The 14,563-nt window shown below is 59.1% G+C and carries 13 protein-coding genes and 1 tRNA gene; 1 reads left to right on the top strand and 13 read right to left on the bottom strand.

Annotation, left to right across the window (positions count from 1 at the left end):
* Positions 1-35 precede the first annotated feature (35 nt).
* From FHJ80_RS17310 to FHJ80_RS08340, 8 genes are all read right to left on the bottom strand, one after another.
* Complete coding sequence (locus tag FHJ80_RS17310) at positions 36-2,003, bottom strand: hypothetical protein (RefSeq protein ID WP_176558228.1); 1,968 nt, start codon at positions 2,001-2,003, stop codon at positions 36-38.
* Positions 2,004-2,008: 5 nt separating this feature from the next.
* Positions 2,009-3,982 carry a large ATP-binding protein gene (locus FHJ80_RS08375; RefSeq protein ID WP_139526555.1) on the bottom strand — a complete coding sequence of 658 codons (1,974 nt, stop codon included), beginning with the start codon at positions 3,980-3,982 and terminating at the stop codon, positions 2,009-2,011.
* A gap of 14 nt (positions 3,983-3,996) precedes the next feature.
* On the bottom strand, positions 3,997-4,746 hold the full coding sequence (locus FHJ80_RS08370) for a hypothetical protein (RefSeq protein WP_218013971.1): 750 nt from the start codon (positions 4,744-4,746) through the stop codon (positions 3,997-3,999).
* 258 nt (positions 4,747-5,004) lie between these two features.
* The gene (locus FHJ80_RS08360; protein WP_176558227.1) at positions 5,005-5,214 is read right to left on the bottom strand and encodes a hypothetical protein; all 210 of its coding nucleotides are present in this window, start codon (positions 5,212-5,214) and stop codon (positions 5,005-5,007) included.
* Positions 5,214-5,540, bottom strand: a complete 327-nt coding sequence (locus FHJ80_RS08355) for a hypothetical protein (protein ID WP_139526552.1) — start codon at positions 5,538-5,540, stop codon at positions 5,214-5,216. Before FHJ80_RS08355 ends, FHJ80_RS08360 begins: the two co-directional genes overlap by 1 nt.
* 100 nt (positions 5,541-5,640) lie before the next feature.
* Entirely contained in the window at positions 5,641-6,561 is a 921-nt protein-coding gene (locus tag FHJ80_RS08350) for a nucleotidyl transferase AbiEii/AbiGii toxin family protein (protein WP_139526551.1), read from the bottom strand.
* Positions 6,551-7,327 carry a type IV toxin-antitoxin system AbiEi family antitoxin domain-containing protein gene (locus tag FHJ80_RS08345; protein ID WP_139526550.1) on the bottom strand — a complete coding sequence of 259 codons (777 nt, stop codon included), beginning with the start codon at positions 7,325-7,327 and terminating at the stop codon, positions 6,551-6,553. The genes FHJ80_RS08350 and FHJ80_RS08345 overlap by 11 nt, the downstream gene beginning before the upstream one ends.
* A gap of 327 nt (positions 7,328-7,654) precedes the next feature.
* Positions 7,655-7,731, bottom strand: a tRNA-Ile gene (locus FHJ80_RS08340).
* Between the two features lie 138 nt (positions 7,732-7,869).
* Between FHJ80_RS08340 and FHJ80_RS08335 the strand changes: the two genes are divergently transcribed.
* Positions 7,870-8,445 carry a hypothetical protein gene (locus tag FHJ80_RS08335; RefSeq protein WP_139526549.1) on the top strand — a complete coding sequence of 192 codons (576 nt, stop codon included), beginning with the start codon at positions 7,870-7,872 and terminating at the stop codon, positions 8,443-8,445.
* Positions 8,446-8,468: 23 nt separating this feature from the next.
* On the opposite strand, the gene FHJ80_RS08330 is transcribed toward FHJ80_RS08335, so the two are convergent.
* From FHJ80_RS08330 to FHJ80_RS08310, 5 genes are all read right to left on the bottom strand, one after another.
* Positions 8,469-10,244, bottom strand: a complete 1,776-nt coding sequence (locus tag FHJ80_RS08330) for an ABC transporter ATP-binding protein (protein WP_139526898.1) — start codon at positions 10,242-10,244, stop codon at positions 8,469-8,471.
* Positions 10,245-10,356: 112 nt separating this feature from the next.
* Positions 10,357-11,157, bottom strand: a complete 801-nt coding sequence (locus FHJ80_RS08325; protein WP_139526548.1) for an ABC transporter ATP-binding protein — start codon at positions 11,155-11,157, stop codon at positions 10,357-10,359.
* Entirely contained in the window at positions 11,154-12,284 is a 1,131-nt protein-coding gene (locus FHJ80_RS08320; RefSeq protein ID WP_139526547.1) for an iron chelate uptake ABC transporter family permease subunit, read from the bottom strand. The genes FHJ80_RS08325 and FHJ80_RS08320 overlap by 4 nt, the downstream gene beginning before the upstream one ends.
* A gap of 24 nt (positions 12,285-12,308) precedes the next feature.
* Positions 12,309-13,277 (bottom strand): iron ABC transporter permease, encoded by a 969-nt coding sequence (locus tag FHJ80_RS08315; RefSeq protein WP_139526546.1) that lies wholly within the window; start codon positions 13,275-13,277, stop codon positions 12,309-12,311.
* A 62-nt stretch (positions 13,278-13,339) separates the two neighbouring features.
* The gene (locus tag FHJ80_RS08310) at positions 13,340-14,275 is read right to left on the bottom strand and encodes an ABC transporter substrate-binding protein (protein WP_139526545.1); all 936 of its coding nucleotides are present in this window, start codon (positions 14,273-14,275) and stop codon (positions 13,340-13,342) included.
* Between the last annotated feature and the right edge of the window lie 288 nt (positions 14,276-14,563).

Below are 14,563 nucleotides of genomic sequence, written 5' to 3'. Positions count from 1 at the left end.
CAGCTTCTCACACCGTATCACGGCGTTATTGCCGTCTAAGGTCGATTGGCTTTGGCAAGCTTCGTGAGATCACTTGGTCTCTTTCGTCGGCCGGGAACCTTGACGATCAAAATCAGCCGTGACTGGGATTCGCTGTGGCGGCGGACGTGGCGTATTTCAAACAAGCTCGTTAAATGTGGAGTGCCTTCGCGGTTGGGTGTCGCCAGGTCGAGCACCAGCAGTACGCCCAACCGGATGCTGACGTTCTGATAGTCCGTCGTTTGTGCTGCATACGATTTGAAAAGTGTATCGAAGGAGCAGTCCTTTTCCTCGCGCTTAACCTCGACAACGAGACGTTCGGGGCCAGACCTAAGGCGTATGTCGGCCCTGCCACTTGCAATGTTTGTCGATTCAAGGTCGCTTGCTGCGGCATACGTTGCCACCCAGCGAAAAAAGTCTTGCTGGAGTGCATCTTCATGAGGCAGTGAACCGTCAGTGCGTTCGAAGAGATAGGCACCAGTTGGGTCGTCGCCCTTAGTTAATTCCAGGCGATTGAAGATAAAACGGACCAACCAGAGAAGAACGGTGTCGAAGAGACGCGCCCCGTTTGTATTCGCGCTGTAGTCGGTGTGGTTCCTCGCCTCCTTACAACAGCGTTCGATAACATCAACTTCAGCCTTTGTCAGATTGGAAAGTTGCAAAGACACTGCGTTCGCAACTACATCAAGGACGACATTCCTCTGCTCTTCCGGGATGCTGGATCTTGCGATGATGGCGGCGAGCGAGGTCCGTTCGCTCGCCGCCTCAGAAGGGTTTTCCCGGCTACCTGACTGTTCAATGTACGCATCAATCTGCGCAATCAGATCTCGTGTTTCCGTGGCCCATTGGTGGGAGGTGTTTTGTTGGAGCCACATGCGCACTTGATGCGCCTGCCCGGCCTGCATGGCGACACTTGCGCGTATTCGAGGTCTGAGCATCGCTTCAACGCCACCATACTGATCTCGACGCAGGATCGATCGACCTGCGCTGTACACAGACAGGAGTCCCTCTTCGATGACAGCTGCCGGTTCCCACCAACTTGGCTCATCAAGTGAACCTGCCAGTCCTGCAACAGCACTGGCCAACGCGCTCCAACACGCCGCCTCGGCCTGCCTTATCCCCAACCACGGAGGGCCGGATCCTCCGGACCAAGCGTGCAGCTCGAACGCATGCTGCTGGACGCGGGCGCTCACGGTGCCGAGCGATGTGCTTGCTGCACCGCTGTGGAAGCTAATGAGTAGGTCAAGGCCATCAATGTACAAGCTGGCTTCCGGACGGTGCTCAGATACTGCGTCGCACTCACCAAACCAGTCTCTGGCCTCACGGAAGGCGGTAGCTGCGGCGGTGCTGTCCGCTCTGTCCATCGCTTCAGCAAGAGCCGCCATCCCCAACTCGAAAGCTGCCTCAGGCCGGACCGCTTCGAGTTGAGCGAGTTTATTCAGAACCTCGACCAGTTCCTTGTCACGCCAATGGGAATAAGCGACGCCGACAATCTTGGCGGTCCGTCGCAGGAATTCTGTGTCGTCGCTTGGCGCGAGACCGAGGAAAAAGTCCAGTAAGCGAAGCTGCCAGCGTCTGTTGTCGCTGGCCCAGCGAAATGCACCATCAAGCGCTGCGCCGCGTGAGAGCCCGGATAGTGAGTGGTCGCCGATTGCCGCCTTCTCCAGGAAGAGCATGAAGAAACACTCATCTCCGTCGTCAGGCAGCGGCCGATGATGCTCGAGGATATCGATTGCCTCAAGCAGTATGAAGTCCGTTGTCGCGACCTCTAATAGATCGTGCAGGATTCCCTTGTGTATATCTCTATCTGCCCCCTTGGCATTGCTCCACTCCAACACAAGGGGGTGAAGCAGCTCAGGCATCATCGGCGTATTGCCGAGTGAACGCGCTGCCGGTGCGAGCATCTCGATTCCACCAAGATCTTCCAATTTACAATCTCGACCACCTTTCACGATCTCTAGGAGTTCGGCTTCGATAGGATGCATGCCAGTCACCATAAGAAGGCATTTCCGGCAACTTCACGGCGATGCGCTTTTGGTATGTGATCGGTTATCGCCTTGGATGAGATACCAGCAACAAACACTTGAAAATGCGGAAGCTTGGTGGAGACTGTCTGAAGCCCGGCGATGAGGTGATCCACGTCAATGGGAGATACCTCTTGAGCGGCGGGGGAATCAATCATAAGCAATCCCGGGTGACGACCAACACCTCGCACTTCAGCAATTTCGATCATCGCGAGAACGGTAGCCACCTTCAGACGCAGCTTCTCACCCTCCGTCACCTTACTGTAGCTTGTAGGCACCCCACCTTTGATCAACGAGAGCGATGCATTTCCCTTCAATGATGCTTTCGACAGGTTCTCCATTCCGAAGGCATTAGCGTACTCGACCAAGCGCTCAGAAACATCCTTGAGCAATCCGTCTCGTACGGCCCTAACCCGAGCCTCCGTTTCTGTCACGATAGCAGACAGAATTTTTAATTCGCCGCTTCGGTCATTATCTTGCACGCTAGGACTTATCGAGGCTTCAGCTTCCTCCAGACGTCCCTCTAGGACTGCCACGGCTGTTGCAGCCTCCTGCCGCCGCACTGCGGAGCCTAGCTCTTTAGAAGCTGCCTCAAGGCGACTCTGTAGGAGATCAATCTTTCCGCGAAGGTCTGCTAGTTCATTTTCCGCCTCGTCCTTCTTGGCCGAGGCGCGTGCTACTGCGGCCTTGGATGCCACAACACGTTCCTGCAGCTCAGCCTTGATGGCCTCGCCATCTTCAGAGTTCGTGATCGACTCACCGCAAACAGAGCATGAGTGCGTAGAACTCTCAAGCTCTTTCTTTGCCTTGGAAATCGTATGATCGCAGCGAGGACAACACTTCGGTTCCAGACGACGAAACACTGCCGTCGCGGACATGGCATCTATGTGCGTCTGGAGGTCTCGCCGATCTTCTTGGTGGACAGTGGTCAACTCTCGGAGCGCGGCAATGGCGCGTTCCGTATGTTCCACCCTGACTCGCTCTTGGCGACGAGCATCAGCCAGCTCTGTCGTATAAGCATCAATGGCGTTGCGCACGGCCTCATCGCTTGGAATCTTTGCTAGCTCAGCACGCTTCTCTGCCAGTTGGGCTCTAATACTTCCAATGCGCTCTTTAGTCGCCTCATGTGCTTGTTCTGTTCTTCGAGCAGAAATTTGAACAGCTTGCTCAACGCCCTGGTGCGCAGTTTTTGCAGCAGCGAGTGTCGAAACCCATGGAACTCCTAGGTACATCTGCATCAATCGTGATGTGAGACCAGTGGCAACGGGCATGTCGCCAAGAAGCACCTCATAGTTGGTACCGATGAACATGGCGCCTGAGAAGGCTACCCAGCTATGTGTAACTGATTGCCCCCCTTCCTCTCTTCCCTGTCGCCAGCTTGATATCGGGTCCATCGCGAATGTGCGCATGAAGAAATCCGCCATGACTGCTTCGAACTCACCATCACTGGCAAAGTTAGCAAGAACAGTTCTCCCCGGTTCGCCTCCGGCAGTGCCTGGCGCACGAATACGATACAGGCTACCAATAGGCTCGCCCTGAGTCTTGGCAACAATCCCGTATTCGTCTGAGTCAAGGGAGAAGTCCAGCCGCACGGCATGGACCCATCGCCGAACATCATCTTGCAAGTTGCTTGATGGCCTTCCTCTTATCATCCATCGAACGATTTCGATGATGGTTGATTTACCCCGGAGGTTATGCTCAGAGAGCATGGCCCATAGGCCGCGATCAAGAGCAGTCCATAAAAACGTGAAAGTCCCAGCGTTCGCCACGCCGTCCTTCTCGCCAGAAAATTCGATCTCTCGCAGAACAAGTCTGCGAGGCTGGGCGAGTACAGGTGATGGTTGAATTCGGTGAGCGGAAAGCACTCCCTCAACTACGGACGTTTCCACGTCTGCCCTCGTGGCTATCGCTTGTAGCCATTCTTCCTTGGGTTGCGCCATATTTCCCCCACTCGCTAGTCGGTTTGCAGCTGCGTTAGGCGAACTCTCACATCTTCTGTGATGGCAGGAATAACCCCGCCCAACTTGGTCTCCGCGTAGCTCGCTCGCTGATACTGTTTTTGCTTCAACGCTGTCCCGCCCATGGTTCCGGCAACTTTCGCTACCAACTCAGCCCTGTCCGCATACCATTGAAGGATTGGCTCTTGCGACACTGCGGTCGAACATGTGTCATGGCCGGTCTGAGTGAGAACGAAGTTTGTCTCCAAGACCTTGTCGTTAGCTCCTTTGGTGCCAGTAATGCGAACGAGATCGCGGGACCTCAGTAACGACAAGGCATCATCCAGGCGTTCATAGGCGCCAAAGAAGTACCGGACCATCGGAACGCGGCGAAGGTCGGGTTCATCGTCGTCCAGGATCGCCTGTGCTACTTCGTAGTAGCTCTTGTCCTTTGTCTCTACGAACAAATCAAGCAACTCAGCCGCAAGATAGTCTGGATTTCGCATCCAGAAGTCGAACGCTTGTAGTCGTGCTTCGCCTTTGAAGATAAGAGCATGCTCTGCCGTTGGTGGTTCGACGGGGCTACCTCCCGCCCTCAAGACAAACAGAATTCGCAGGGCGTCGCGATGGGGTGACCGAACCGTCATATTGCCGTGCCTCTTCTCGAAATAGGCGCTGTCACAGGCCAAAGGCCATGAGCTCGCAGCAGGCGCGCTGTCGTAATACCATCCATGAAAACGATCTGGCAGGGGACGACAAAACTGCATGCAAGCGCAAACGCCTCTGCCTGGTTGCGTACGGCGGCACCAATAGCGTGGCAATGTTGTACGACGTAGATCCGGGCAGGAATATTGGGGAGGCGATAGAGTTGGTCGCTATTTTTCACAAGGTCGGTTGGCTTCATCGGGTGAAACCGTTCTGGCCCCTTGAGTAAAAATGAGAAGGGACTAGGTATACGCTTCGATACCCGCTTCGAGAACGAAAATAGTCGGGAGCATCCCTTCACTACCCCATAGGTGGAAAAATCACGTACCGAGCCGCACATTTCCCTCGATCCTCCCCACCAAAAGCTTCAGTATCAGCAGCGCGAACTGCCTACCCGTTTCCTTATCCTCCAGCAGCGGCATGTTGAGTTTCTCGTAGTCGCTGAGGGCATCGAGCACTGCGTCGGTAACCTTCTTCGGAAACAGGCCTTGCGTAACCAGGTCTTCGCTGTGGCTGCCAACCTGGGCCATCATTGCCTCATCGCGCTCGTTGCGATCGGCGATGCCGTTGGCGAAGTGCAGCTTGTCGTCGCTGACCTCGGCGCCGTAGAGGCATTGAGCCGGTCGATGATCTCGGCTAGGCGCTGCTTCTCGGCGTGGTGGGGCTTGCCAGAGCGGGCATCATTGACCGAGGTAAGGCCATAGCCCTCCCCGGCCACTTCCAGGAGCAGGCGTTCCTCCTCACGCTTGATGAGGCGATAGTGGGGCAACTCCAGCCAGCTGACGTACTCCCAGCCGCCGGCAGACATGGCCTTGGTGATGCTCCACTGGAACAGAGCTTCCCTGCTGTTCGCCATGTCATCCCCTGCGCGTAGCGTAATTATGAGTAACAGCTTAGCGTTTAAAGGATATAAGGAGAAGTCTACTTAAGACGGTACGTCGCTGGGATATTTGGCATTATCTCCGAAAGCTACCCAAAGCCTGTTCCAACAGCTCCAGAGACTGACGATGTTTGTCAGCCCCCATCTTCTGGATGTTAGCGAGCTTCCAGCGAACGGCAGGCAGTCGATCCACGCCCGCCAGCGGAAGCAGTGCCCAGTCGGGTGCACCCTGCTTGAAGGACAGAAGAAAGCGAACATCCTCGTCCGTCATCAGCTGGCCTAGCCGCGTCAGAAGTTCATGCCGGGCGCCCTCCAACTGCTGCAACGAGATATCAGCCCTGGCCATCCCGACAAACTCCTGTCGGTAGACATCATCTAACGCTTTCAGCCGTGGGTTGATCACTTCGTTCAAGGGCCTCGGGTGCCCCAGCAGATAGACCAAGTAGCCTTCGAACACGCTTCGGTCCAGGCCGCCCTGGTCCAGCAGAAGCTTCACATCGAAGAGATCTCTGGGGTGCTGGCGATCCAGCGCGGCGCAGATCTTGCCACCATATAAGTCCGGCAGTGACACCACCTGCACCGCAGCAAATCCGTACTCGTCCTCCACGGCTTCCACGACATCGCGTTCCTGGGGCGGGTGCAGAGTGCCACGCAGTACCGGTGATACCTCCACCTTCACCTGGCTACGCCCCCGGCGCACCAGGATTCTCAGCTCGTCTCGGCGATTATCCTGAAGCTCGGCGCGCACGCCTGGCAGCCGCGCAGTGAAGGTCCCTGTCAGTCGCTGCAGCGCCTCGCGACAGCGTTGCAGTGCCTCGTCACGGGGCTCCAGCGGCAGGTAGGCCAGGTCGATGTCGACCGAAAGGCGGGGTAATGGCTGCACGAAGAGATTGATGGCCGTACCGCCCTTCAGGGCGAAGCACGGCTCGTCATTGAGGAATGGCAGCAGCGAGACCAGCAGCCTGACCTGTTCGTGGTAGCGAGCTTCAATCGGCATGCAGGAACGCCTCCGGCACCGTCACATGATATTCCTTGTCCAGCTTGCCGCCCTGGCAGAGCTGCCGTTTGCCTTTGCCGAGATCCAGTCGACGTGGTTCCAGACGACCGTACCAGGCATGCCCGGCGTGGCGAGCCAGCACCAGGAAGGCCCGCTTGGTTCTCACCGAACGGCACCCCTCAAGCAATGGCTGCAGCCGTCGCGGACGCAGTGTATTGAGCCCGCCGAAGGTATCTACCAGCTCACTACTGAACAGCAGCTCGTTCGGCGTCACGGAAATCCACTCCAGAACCGCTCTCTCAGGGGTCGATACCTGCAAGTTGAAGGCCCTGCCATCCGGCGCGTAGTCCGTGAAGCTACCTGGAAGCTGCGCTGGCAGGCCCTTTTCAGAGTGGAGCACCATCCGCCCTGCCCACTCGGCATCATTCAACCACCGGGGCAGTCGAGCGGCCTCCTTTCCATACAGGTGCGTTGTGCGCTCCCCCATGGGCAGATAGTGGACAAAGCCATGCAGTGCCAGGGCCGTCTGGCCACCCGGCCAAGATGGTGGTATCCCCGAGCCATCGTTCGCCTGCAGGGCGAAAACTGCGCTCTCCCAGGTAAGAGGCTCCCCCGCTTGGCAGTAGGCGCCGTGACCCACGCGTTGCAGCCAGCCACTGCTGGCCAGCTTACGCGCCTGATCAGATGTGACGCCGTGTGACGCCAGCCAGGCGGTCGTCACGACGGCACCATAGGGGATCTTGTGCAGCAGCTGGTTTATTTTCACATCAAAAAGCGGCCTTTAATTCCGTCTTCAGAGTGAAGAATAAACCACGATGGTTTATTTTCAAGCACAAAAGCGACCTTTAAAGTCGCTTTAAGAAAGAATTTTAAACCTCGATCTCCGCTAAATTTAGCACGTGCTCATTTTCTCAAAGAGTGGCTAAGTAATAGGCGATAGGCATTGAGTGAAGAAAAGCCAATGAGTCAAAGTGATCAAAGGAAAGAAAATGCCAAAATACGTTTCGTATGAGACGTCCGTAGACACGTTGTGGACGCTCAGAAAAAGGCGCAGCTGGGAGAGGTCAAAAAGGCGGGTAAGTCTTTGAAAATATGGTGGGCCCAGTAGGACTTGAACCTACGACCAAGGGATTATGAGTCCCCTGCTCTAACCAACTGAGCTATAGGCCCGAAAAGCGTGCATATCATAGCGAATGTGGGGGGGCGAGGCTACCCCTTCGGGCGCTATCTTACGGCGTGATCGGCATTTTTTCGGCACTAATTACCGGCGCTGGGGTCTGGTGGTGAATGCTTCTATGGAGAACCGCTTTGAAAGCTTTGATGGCTCTTTTCCCGCTGCTGTTGGCGCTGCCGGTGCAGGCGGATTGGCAGCTCGATCCTGGCCAGTCTCGGGTGCAGGCGTCGATTACCCAACTGGATGGCGAGGCCCCGCAAACCCATCACCATCGGGTGAGCAATTTACAGGGCGATATTTCGGCCGATGGCACGCTGCGCCTGCCGCTGCGCTTGAGCCAAACCGACCTGCTCGACCGCTTTGGCGAGCTGCCGCCGTGGGTGGGCATGCTGGCGAACACCCCGCTGGTGACGCTGGTGGCGCAAATGCCGCCGGAGCGGTTAGACGGCTTGGATATTGGCGAGTCGATGGTGGAAACCCTCACCTTTCGGGTGCAAACCGATCTGATTAACCAGGAAGAGGCGGTGCCGCTGCGCTTTACCCGCGAGGGGTTGAACGAGGTGCGCGTGACCCACGCCGAACCCATGGCGTTGGATGGCAACGCGCTGATGGCCAACAGCACGGTACGCACCGTGCTGTCGATGTTGGGCTACCAGCAGATCGATGAGCATGTACCCGTCACGCTCAATGCGCTGCTGGTGAACCGCTAACGCTTGGCTTAGCCACTAAGCGCTTAGTGGCTAAGCGCTTCCACATCGCCTGCTTGGGCGGCCCCGGTTTGTACCCGCCACTGGGCGGCGTAGTGGCCGTTGGCGTCTAGCAGGCTGGCGTGGGTGCCGCGCTCGGCCACTTGGCCTTTATCAATCACCACAATCTCGTCAGCGTGCACAATGGTGGAAAGGCGGTGGGCAATCATGATCACCGTGCGGCCATGGGCGATGCGTTTTAGCGAGCGCTGAATGGCCGCTTCGGTTTCGTTATCCACCGCGCTGGTGGCTTCATCCAGCACCAGAATCGGCGGGTCTTTTAATAGCGCCCGCGCCAGTGACAGCCGCTGGCGTTGGCCGCCGGAAAGGCGCACGCCCCGCTCGCCCACCGGCGTATCCAGCCCTTGGGGCAGTGTTGCGATAAAGCCCCAGGCTTCGGCGGTTTTAGCGGCGTCGATAATCGCGGCATCGCTGGCATCCGGCTGTCCGTAGGCGATGTTGTCGCGAATGCTGCCTTCGAATAGGTACACGTCCTGGCTGACAAGGCCAATCGCTTGGCGAAGTGAGTGCATACTGACGTCGGTGATCGGCTGGCCATCTACCAACACACGGCCGCTGGCGGGGTCGTAGAAACGCAGCAGCAGTTTGATCAACGTCGATTTACCCGAGCCGGTGGCCCCCACTAGCGCCAGTGTCCTGCCTGCGGGCACGTGGAGGTCCACGCCGTTCACGCCTACTTGGCTAGCCTCATATTGGAAACTCACCGCCTCGAAACGCACGTCGCCTTTTACCGGGGCGGCCAACGGCGTGGTGCTGTCGTCCTTCACGGTAATCGGTACTTCGAGCAAATCCAGAATCCGTTTGGTGCTGGCCATGGCGCGCTCGAACAGATCGATCACCTGGGCAAGGCCAGTGAGCGGCCACAGCAGGCGCTGGGTCAGGAACACCAGCACGCCGTAAGCGCCGACGTTGAGGCTGCCGTTCAGTGCCATCATGCCGCCGACGGTGAAGGTAGCAAGAAAGCCCGCAAGAATCGCCATGCGAATGACCGGAATGAACGCAGAACTGACTTTGATCGCGCGGCGGTTGGCGTCCACATAGGCTTCGCTGGCCTCCCGCAGCCGCTCGGCTTCCCGCGCTTCGCTGGTGAAGCTTTTGATCGTGGCGATGCCGCTGAGGTTGTTGGAGAGACGGCTGGCCAGGTCACCTACTTTCTCGCGCACGTCGCTATATAGCGGCCCCGCTTTGCGCTGGAAGAAGAACGCGCCCCAAACGATCAGCGGAATCGGCGTGAATGCCAGCAGCGCGATGAGCGGAGAAAGCACGAAGAACACCGCGCCTACGGCCACCACCGTTACCACCACTTGAATCAACGCGTTGGCACCGCCGTCCAAAAAGCGCTCCAACTGGTTGACGTCGTCGTTCATGGTGGCCACTAGCTGGCCGGAGCTTTTCGATTCGAAAAACGCCATGTCGAGGCGCTGGGCGTGCTCATACGTGTCCTGGCGCATATCTGCTTGCAGCCGCTGAGCCAAGTTGCGCCAGAGGATCTGGAACAGGTACTCGAACAGCGACTCCCCCGCCCAAATAAAGAAGGTGAGCACCGCCAAAATGGTGATTTGTTCCTGGGGGGACTCGAACCCCAGCCGCGCCACGAAGCTGCTCTCCTGGTTCACTACCACGTCGATGGCGACACCGATCAAAATCTCTGGAGCGATATCGAACAGCTTGTTGATGATCGAGCAGATCGTCGCGGTGATGATTTGCCGTCGATAGCCTTTGGCGTAGCGCAGCAGGCGCATCAAGGCATGAAAGCTTTGATTGACGGACGCTTTGTCAGCGCGGGGTGGGGAAGAAGCCACATCGATTCCTTTTACGTCGTTATCTAGCGTTGTTATAGAGCATTAGCCGCCTTTAAACGGGTGGCTCAGCTCGGCGCACGTTGGCCAGCAAAGGGCTGCCGGTATCGGGGTCGAGCAGCAGCGTGCACTCTACCTGATACAGCTCCCGCACTAGCGCTGGCGTAACCACTTCAGCGGGCGCCCCCTGGGCAACGATTTGCCCGTCGCGCATGGCAATCAGGTGGTCGGCGTAGCGGCAGGCGCTGGCCAGGTCGTGCAGCACCATCACCACCGTGCGGCCGTGGCAGGCCAAGTCGCGCACCAGCTCAAACACCTCTATTTGGTGGCCTAAGTCTAACGCGGAGGTGGGCTCGTCGAGTAGTAAAAGCGGCGTTTGCTGGGCGATGGTCATAGCGATCCAGGCGCGCTGGCGCTGGCCGCCGGAAAGCGCTTCCAGCGGCCGGTCGGCCAGCGCTTCCAACCCCGCAGCGGCAAGGGCATGGTGCACCACCTGCTGATCTTCCGCCGACCACTGGCGCAGCCAGCCTTGGTGGGGCTGGCGGCCAAAGCGAATCAGCTCGGTCACGGTCAGCCCTTCCGGCGCAACCGCCTCTTGGGGCAGTAGCGCTAGCTTAGTAGCCAATTTGCGGGCGGGTATCTGGGCGATGTCGTGGCCGTTAAGCAGCACGGCACCGCTGTCCGGTTTATGCAAGCGGGCAAGCCCAGAGAGCAGCGTGGATTTACCGCAACCGTTGGGGCCGACGATGGCAGTCACCTGCCCGCTAGGGAGGCTGACGCCGAGGTCGTGAATCACTTGGCGCTGGCCGTAGCTCATGCGGAGTGCATCGGTGGAAAGCTTGGGTAACGAGATCATGGGCGGCTCCGTTGCGGGCGCATTAGTATCCAGAGTAGCCAGGGGCCACCCACCACGGCGGTGACGATCCCCACGGGAATCTCGATGGGGGCAAACAGCGTGCGGCCCGCTAAATCGGCCAGCACCATCACCAGCGCCCCCGCCAGCGTGGCGGCTAAAATGGGCACATGGCGGGCGCTGGAGAGCGAACGGGCAATTTCAGGGCCAATCAGCGCCACCAAGCCCACCGGCCCCGCCACGGCAACGGCTAGCGCCGTGAGCACCACTGACAGTAACAGCACCTGCAGCCGCCGCGCTTTCACCGCGGTGCCCAGGCCGCTGGCGGTCGCATCTTTAAAGCGCAGCAGCGTGAGCGAGCGGGCCAGCGCCAGCGCTGCCACCAGCCCAAGCGCTAAGCCAATACCCAATAGCTGTACCGCGCTTGCCGGGCGGGCATTGAGGGAACCGACGGTCCAGGGGTAGGCGGCGTTGGCGGTATCGATCGCTACCCGCGCCAGCATCAGCTGCGTGACCGCACCAAATACCGCGCCCACGCCGATGCCCGCCACGATAAAGCGGTAGCCCTGGGTGCCGCTGCCCGCCGCCAGGCCAAAGGTGAGTACCGCGGCGGTAGTCGCCCCCGCCAGCGCCATGGCGGACGGGGCGATGCCGACGCCCAAGCCGACAATCGAGGCCACCGCAAAGGCAGTGGCACCGTTATCGATGCCGATGATGCCGGGGGTCGCCAAGCGGTTACGGGCCAGGGTCTGCATCAGCACGCCGGCCAGCGCAAAGGCAGCCCCGGTGAAACAGGCAGCGATCAGGCGCGGCAGGCGCAGCTGCTGTACCATGAATGTGGTCATGCTATCGCCCTGCCCTATTATGGAAGCCACCACCGCATTCGGGGAAAGCGTCACGCTCCCCAGGCTTAAATAGAGCACGCAGGCGGCCAACAGCACGGCACTCAACCCGATATTGACCGCCACGGCGCGCTTTTCCAGTAGCACGCTCACCCCATAACGGGGCAGCGCGGCGCGCCAGTAGCCCAGCGGGGCAGCCACCGTCTGGGCACTCGCCTCTTCTTGATACGCGGGAGATGTGCGGGGCAGTGCCACGCCGCTCATCGACTGTTTTGCCGTGATTTTCATAGCATCAGATAACCAAAGGGAACGTTAGAGCATCGGCAGGCGCTTGGCCCGCACCACCGCAATCAGCACCGGCGCGCCGCATAGCGCGGTGAGCACGCCCAAGGGCAGCTCGGAGGGAGCAACGACGACGCGGGAGATGATATCGGCGGTAAGCACGATCAGCGGGCCAATGGGCAGGCAGAACCAGAGCGTGCGGCGAATATCCGGCCCGGCGATGGCACGGGCCACGAACGGTACCACTAGCCCCACGAAGGCAATCGGCCCGGCAATGGCGGTCGCCGCGCCGACCAGCAGCGCCACACAGCCCACCGCCAGCCAGCGAATCAGCCCAGGGCGGTGCCCTAGTCCGCTTGCGGCCCTTTCCCCTAGCGCCATTGCGGCCAATGGCCGGGCAATCACGACAACGCCCGCTCCTGCTATCAACAGGCTTGGCAGCACGGCCCATAAATCGTCCAGTCGCCTTCCTGCCAAGCTGCCTACCACCCAAAAGCGAATTTCATCGGCGGCGCGCTGGTCGTAAAGCAGCATCAGGGCGCTGAGCGAACCGAGCAGCCCAGAAAACGCAGCCCCCGCTAACACTAAGCGCACCGGGTCGCTACCAACACCGCGCAGCCGCGCCACGCTGAGCACGCACACACAGCCGATGAGCGCGCCTAGCTGGGCCACGGGAATACGCAGCGTGGCCGCGCTGGCACCGAGCACCAGCGCCAGGGAAACGGCAAATGCCGCGCCTGCGCTCACGCCCAACAAGCCCGGCTCGGCCAGCGGGTTGCGGGAAACCGCCTGCAGCAGCGCCCCCGCTACGCCCAGCGCCACGCCAACGGCAATGCCAATCAGCGTGCGGGGCGCGCGCAGCTCCCAGACGATAAAACGCACTTCCGCGTGATCACTACCGCTCAGCAGCCCTAACACTTGCCGGGGGCCAACGCTGCCTGCGCCTATCAATAAACTAACGACGCTCACCGCCACGAGGGCGGTGAGCAGAATAAGCATCCAAGCGCGTGGCGAACAACGCCAGCCGCTCGCGAGGTGAGCAAAACGATTCACGGCACTCGTCACGGCAACAGGGCGTTCTCGATATCATCCAGAATCGCCTGGGCCGCCAGCGGGCCGTTGGCGCTGCTCCAAAGCTGGCCGTTGACTGGCACCACCCGCTCGTTCTGGACCACGCTCAAGCGGTTGAAGGCCGCGCTCTGTTTAGCGCTCTCCAGGGCGGCTTGGCCATCGTCGTTCAGCGTGGCCAGGAACAGCCAGTCGCCGTCTACCTGGGAGAGGTTTTCAAGGCTCAACACGTCGCTATGCACACCCCGCTCCCCAATCAGCTCGCCGCCTTGAACGTCCAAGCCCACGCGCTCCAACAGGCCAGTGGCAATCAGTTTTTCCGACATGACCATGGGGCCGCCGGGCATCCAGCGCACCAGATAGGCGTTGTCGCCTACATCGGCGTCAGCCACCGCCTCTGCCATCGCGTCGACCCGCTGATCGACGGCGCTGATCGCTTCGTCAATGGCCTCTTCCTGGTTCAAGGCCTGGCCGAACAGGCGCGCTTCGGCTTCCCAGTTATCGGCTGCCAGTGGCTGTGTGGGAGGTACCACGGTGGGGGCGATTTGCGATAGCAGCTGGTACTGCTCCTCCGGCAGTTGGGCCGCGGTCAGAATCAGATCCGGCTGCTGGGCCAACACGGCTTCGATATTGATTTCCCGCACGACGCCCACGATCTCGGGGTGCGCAAGCTCGTGGGCATTCAGGTAGTCAGTAACGTATTGCGCCACGTTATCACCGCCACGGGTGGTGACGGCCCCTATCGGCGTCACGCCCGCCGCCAACGCGGCATCCAGCGCGCCTTCATACAGTGTGACGACACGCACCGGGTTATCAGCAACCTCCACGTCGCCATAGGCCGTCTCCAAGGTGCGCGCTTGGGCAGTACTCGCCAGCAAACCGCCCATCAACATTCCCAGTAAACCGCGCTGCAGTAACGTGTGTCGCATATGACTCTCCGGTGAAACGCTATGCCTAAATGATCCTCGCCGCTGATAATAACGATTCTCAAAAACACTTGCACCTATATTCCAACGAATCTCCCGTTGCATGTCATGCAACGCTGGGTGGAACGGCCCATGGCGCTTCTAACCCCATGGGCAAATCAGCGTCTCTCTGCCAGCGATCGTTCCATTACTAGCAACGCATTGTTCGATAAAACCATCTCGCAAGTGGGAACTTTTATTCTTAGAATCCGCAACTCATTTGATAATCAGTTTCATTAACAAACAAGATTC

The organism is Halomonas sp. BL6 (genome assembly GCF_006228115.1).
GTDB lineage: Bacteria > Pseudomonadota > Gammaproteobacteria > Pseudomonadales > Halomonadaceae > Vreelandella > Vreelandella piezotolerans.
This window is presented reverse-complemented; position numbering and strand designations above follow the sequence as displayed.

Coding starts and splice junctions, on each gene's coding strand:
- FHJ80_RS08315 (WP_139526546.1), bottom strand. CDS start 13,277: ATGCTTATTCTGCTCACCGCCCTCGTGGCGGTGAGCGTCGTTAGTTTA.
- FHJ80_RS08375 (WP_139526555.1), bottom strand. CDS start 3,982: ATGGCGCAACCCAAGGAAGAATGGCTACAAGCGATAGCCACGAGGGCA.
- FHJ80_RS08370 (WP_218013971.1), bottom strand. CDS start 4,746: ATGCAGTTTTGTCGTCCCCTGCCAGATCGTTTTCATGGATGGTATTAC.
- FHJ80_RS08320 (WP_139526547.1), bottom strand. CDS start 12,284: ATGAAAATCACGGCAAAACAGTCGATGAGCGGCGTGGCACTGCCCCGC.
- FHJ80_RS08350 (WP_139526551.1), bottom strand. CDS start 6,561: ATGCCGATTGAAGCTCGCTACCACGAACAGGTCAGGCTGCTGGTCTCG.
- FHJ80_RS08360 (WP_176558227.1), bottom strand. CDS start 5,214: ATGGCCCAGGTTGGCAGCCACAGCGAAGACCTGGTTACGCAAGGCCTG.
- FHJ80_RS17310 (WP_176558228.1), bottom strand. CDS start 2,003: ATGCATCCTATCGAAGCCGAACTCCTAGAGATCGTGAAAGGTGGTCGA.
- FHJ80_RS08330 (WP_139526898.1), bottom strand. CDS start 10,244: ATGCGCCTGCTGCGCTACGCCAAAGGCTATCGACGGCAAATCATCACC.
- FHJ80_RS08355 (WP_139526552.1), bottom strand. CDS start 5,540: ATGGCGAACAGCAGGGAAGCTCTGTTCCAGTGGAGCATCACCAAGGCC.
- FHJ80_RS08325 (WP_139526548.1), bottom strand. CDS start 11,157: ATGATCTCGTTACCCAAGCTTTCCACCGATGCACTCCGCATGAGCTAC.
- FHJ80_RS08310 (WP_139526545.1), bottom strand. CDS start 14,275: ATGCGACACACGTTACTGCAGCGCGGTTTACTGGGAATGTTGATGGGC.